The sequence below is a fragment of the Limnospira sp. genome (assembly GCF_051859755.1).
Taxonomy (GTDB): Bacteria; Cyanobacteriota; Cyanobacteriia; order Cyanobacteriales; family Microcoleaceae; genus Limnospira; species Limnospira fusiformis.
Genome location: NZ_JBIMLI010000250.1, coordinates 1 through 3,587, shown reverse-complemented (window position 1 = coordinate 3,587; position 3,587 = coordinate 1). Strand labels below are relative to the sequence as shown.

Below are 3,587 nucleotides of genomic sequence, written 5' to 3'. Positions count from 1 at the left end.
GACATATAAACAGTTAAGTGATGTTCAGTTATGTGAATCCCTTATATTCCACCAAGGGATGGAAGTCCCACTAGGAGGCTATTTCGGGCATTGCATCCCTATTTCACTCCTAAACGTCTCGCACCTATAACCCCTATTCTACCGTCATTCTAATGCACTCAAAAGCGATCGCACATTTAGGAGTGAGTGCCAAATGAAGGCACCTAAGTATTTAGCCTAGAGGGTATTGTGTTGTCGATTTATTGAGGGTTAATCATCAAGCTGATATATTACCCTAAGAATTGCCTTAATCTCTGGCAAGTCTGGATTGATACCATGATTGGTTAGTGCTTGCTTTGCCATATCTAGCGGTAATGGCTGCTTTTGATGTCGTGTCAGGATACCTAACTCTGTGGCAAGGTGGCGACGTTTTTTGTACTTGCTGTCATTAACCGTTACCGAGTGACCAAACGAACGCGCCCTGATTTCCTGTGGTATCCCGTTCATCTCTCCCAGTTGGTTGGCTAGATATCGGAAAGCTAATGCTTGGGTGAATCCCCAATTATGGTTAGTTAACCATTGTCTGTGGTTACGATTAAAGCCCGCTGGGTTCTTAGGTTCAGTAATAGGTAAACAGACGTTATGAATCCCTAGACGGTTAATCAAAGCCTTGTCTTTTGACATTGGTATTGCTAACCTTTGACCTGTTTTGGTGCTACTACCAAAGCAAGTAAACTCACCAATCACTAACACTAACTCAATGTTATTGGAGTCACTTATCGCGGGGAACGTTATGCCGTCAACCGTGATATCCTTGGTTAAGTTTTGTCCTGCTGCAATCTCTGATGGTCTCAATCCATATAAAGCACACATTGCTGACACCCAACACCAACCATCACGAGCATTATTGTCTGTCAACCGTCCATAATCAGTGTTACGTTCCTTGTCTAGCAAGCCTAGCAAGGTATCCAAGTCTATACTTTGGGATTCAGCAAATACTGTCTGGGTAGGGTCAATCTTTTCCATCTTCTCTAGTGCTTTCTTGCATCGAGCACGTTCCGCTACCTGTCTGAGTCGGTAGTATCTGTCTTTGAATATTTTATGACCTACCGGACTACTGCCATCTTGTAACGGGCTATATAACGCTTCTTTTATACCCTCCCAGCTCACATAAACATCCCAGTCTGTGACTTTGTTAAACACAGTAAGAAAACAGCGTTTAAATGAACTTTGGTCACTAGCCAGATCACGGGAACGTTTCCGCTTAGTGTTCTTGTGTACCCCATTAAAGTAATCATCCTCCATTTCTTTAAACACTTGACGATAGGTGATTAAGTCGTTTTCCATGGGAACTTTGGATTCATCAAGGATAGTAGCCTTGTACCAGTCCAGCCATTCAGATACTGACTGAAATTGTCCATCAAGGGATTTATGGACTAACCAAGCCTTGTCTACAGCCTTGCGGATACCCTCTGGAGTAAATTGGCAATTACAGCCCCGTTGCTTACGTCCCCCAGTTTCTGGGTCGTTTGTGATGTCTAGTTGGATTGTCCCCCGATTGCGCTTAATCCTGACACCCTTGGGACATTGTTGGCGGGATAAGTTGAAAAACTCAAGGATATCTTGAAAACCTTGATATATACCGCTGTGCGTACTGTTTGTACTTGTACTCATTTTACACTCACTCCTAATAATGCGATCGCTTTCGAGTGCATCAGTGTGACGGTAGAGTAAGGGTTATAGCTTTTATGGTGGGTTCGACCCCCCTATTCTCCACTAAAAGCCTCTTCTGGCTAAGGTTAACCGGAAATAGTGAAATAGTTTTTAAAAATGCGATAACCGGGTTAAGTTTTTCCCGGTTATCGCAGTCAGGATAAAATTTTACTGAAAATGGAGCATATGGGAATCGAACCTGATACATAGCCTATAACCCCTATTCTACCGTTACTTAGGTGTTACTCAAAACCGTAGTAGAGTAACAAGTGAGTAAAAAATGAGTAACGCCACTAACATCCCTACCGTAGGGGGAAAGGGCAACTATGACGAGAGTTACGATAGATTCCTGAAAGCCTATCAAGACTTTAAGGGGGAGTGTCCCAAAGGGGTGACACTCAAGTTGCAAAAGTCCGGGACTAGGTATAATTTGCTATTGCAGTTTAAGCAGCCACCTACCGGAAAACGGCTACCCAAAACAGCCAATCTTGAGTGTACTCCCCAAGGGGTGATAGACGGAGTTAAAAAAGCTAAGTTAGTGGCGGAGGCTCTGGGAACTATCAGTAACGCTAGTGAATTTTGGGACTGGTATGATACGACTATCCTAGGAAAAAATCAGATTGAGGATAATCTGATAACCTACCGAGAGATATTCCAACAACTGGAAGATGAGTATTTTGCCGGGTACAACCGCAATACAGGACGGAAACGTTCTCGCGACATTGTTAGTGATTTATCGTCATACCATCGGACCAAACAGATATTTTTTGAACAGTTCCCCAATTGGGATGATTATCCTACTTGGGAGAGTTTCAAGGTTATGCTGTACACTCCCTTACAGAATGGAGAGGAGCTGATAGGGTCCAAAACATTCAAAGAACGTTACTACATCCTGAAAGCCATTGCCAAAAAATCACCCAATAAGGACCACCTACTAAAGCAATTAGAGCCTATTAACCCCAAACAAACACGATTTACGGTTAAGCAGCGTATAGGTATCGATGCCTTTAAAGATTGGTGGTATAGTGCCAAACAGGAAGCCTACACCATTAAAAGCCATAGAATAAGCGAAGTCCGTCACAGTTGGCTATGGGTTGCCGGTATGGCGGTAATGTATGGATTAAGACCTACCGAGATAGCGGCTGCAGTTAACTTAACCAAACCCTATACAACAGAAGATGGTGTAACCATCAAAGCGCTATCAGACCCGGATAATCAGGATAATTACTTAGTATTGGGTGATTATACTTACTTTACTGATACAGAGGGAAGGAAAGTAAGTATTAAGACTGGGGGACGGGTTATAGCGCCAATCCCTAGTCCCGAAATGTTTAATTTTATGGAATTAAAGCGACCAATATTACCAGAATATACCCCGAAGGAGGGAAGCCAGCCTAGGACTGTAGCTGCGGGTTTTAATGTAGCATTCAGTAAACATATTAAAGCTATGGGATGTCCGGTAACTCAAAAATATGCTTTTCGTAGGCTGTACAACCTGTTGGGTGAAAAATATGGAGTACCAGTAGAGTTACGCGCTAGAATGATGGGGCATAGCGCAATCGTCAATGAGAGTAAATACAAAACGGAGGGGATTGACGCTACCTTAGAAGTCTTAAAAGGAGTAGCTAAATTACCCGTGCCGTTAAATGTAGCACTGGAAAGGTTAACTGCCTTGGGGGTTGACATTGACAGCCCTGAAGCTAAATTATTCCTTAGGGTAATTTATCAGATAGATTAATTTACCCACTACAATCTCATAAGTTAATACCCCTAGATTAAACTCCTAGGGGTTATTTTATGGCTACAAATTGATAGATCCTACTACGGTTTTGAGTAACACCTAAGTAACGGTAGAATAGGGGTTATAGGCTATGTATCAGGTTCGATTCCCATAT

Annotated in this window: 2 protein-coding genes; one reads left to right on the top strand and one right to left on the bottom strand. The window is 42.6% G+C overall.

What is annotated here, in order from left to right; all coding sequences use genetic code 11:
- Window positions 1-249 precede the first annotated feature (249 nt).
- The gene (locus ACTIE0_RS23425; protein WP_006625554.1) at window positions 250-1,653 is read right to left on the bottom strand and encodes a site-specific integrase; all 1,404 of its coding nucleotides are present in this window, start codon (window positions 1,651-1,653) and stop codon (window positions 250-252) included.
- Between the two features lie 319 nt (window positions 1,654-1,972).
- Between ACTIE0_RS23425 and ACTIE0_RS23420 the strand changes: the two genes are divergently transcribed.
- Window positions 1,973-3,430 carry a hypothetical protein gene (locus tag ACTIE0_RS23420; protein ID WP_006669950.1) on the top strand — a complete coding sequence of 486 codons (1,458 nt, stop codon included), beginning with the start codon at window positions 1,973-1,975 and terminating at the stop codon, window positions 3,428-3,430.
- Window positions 3,431-3,587: the final 157 nt, after the last annotated feature.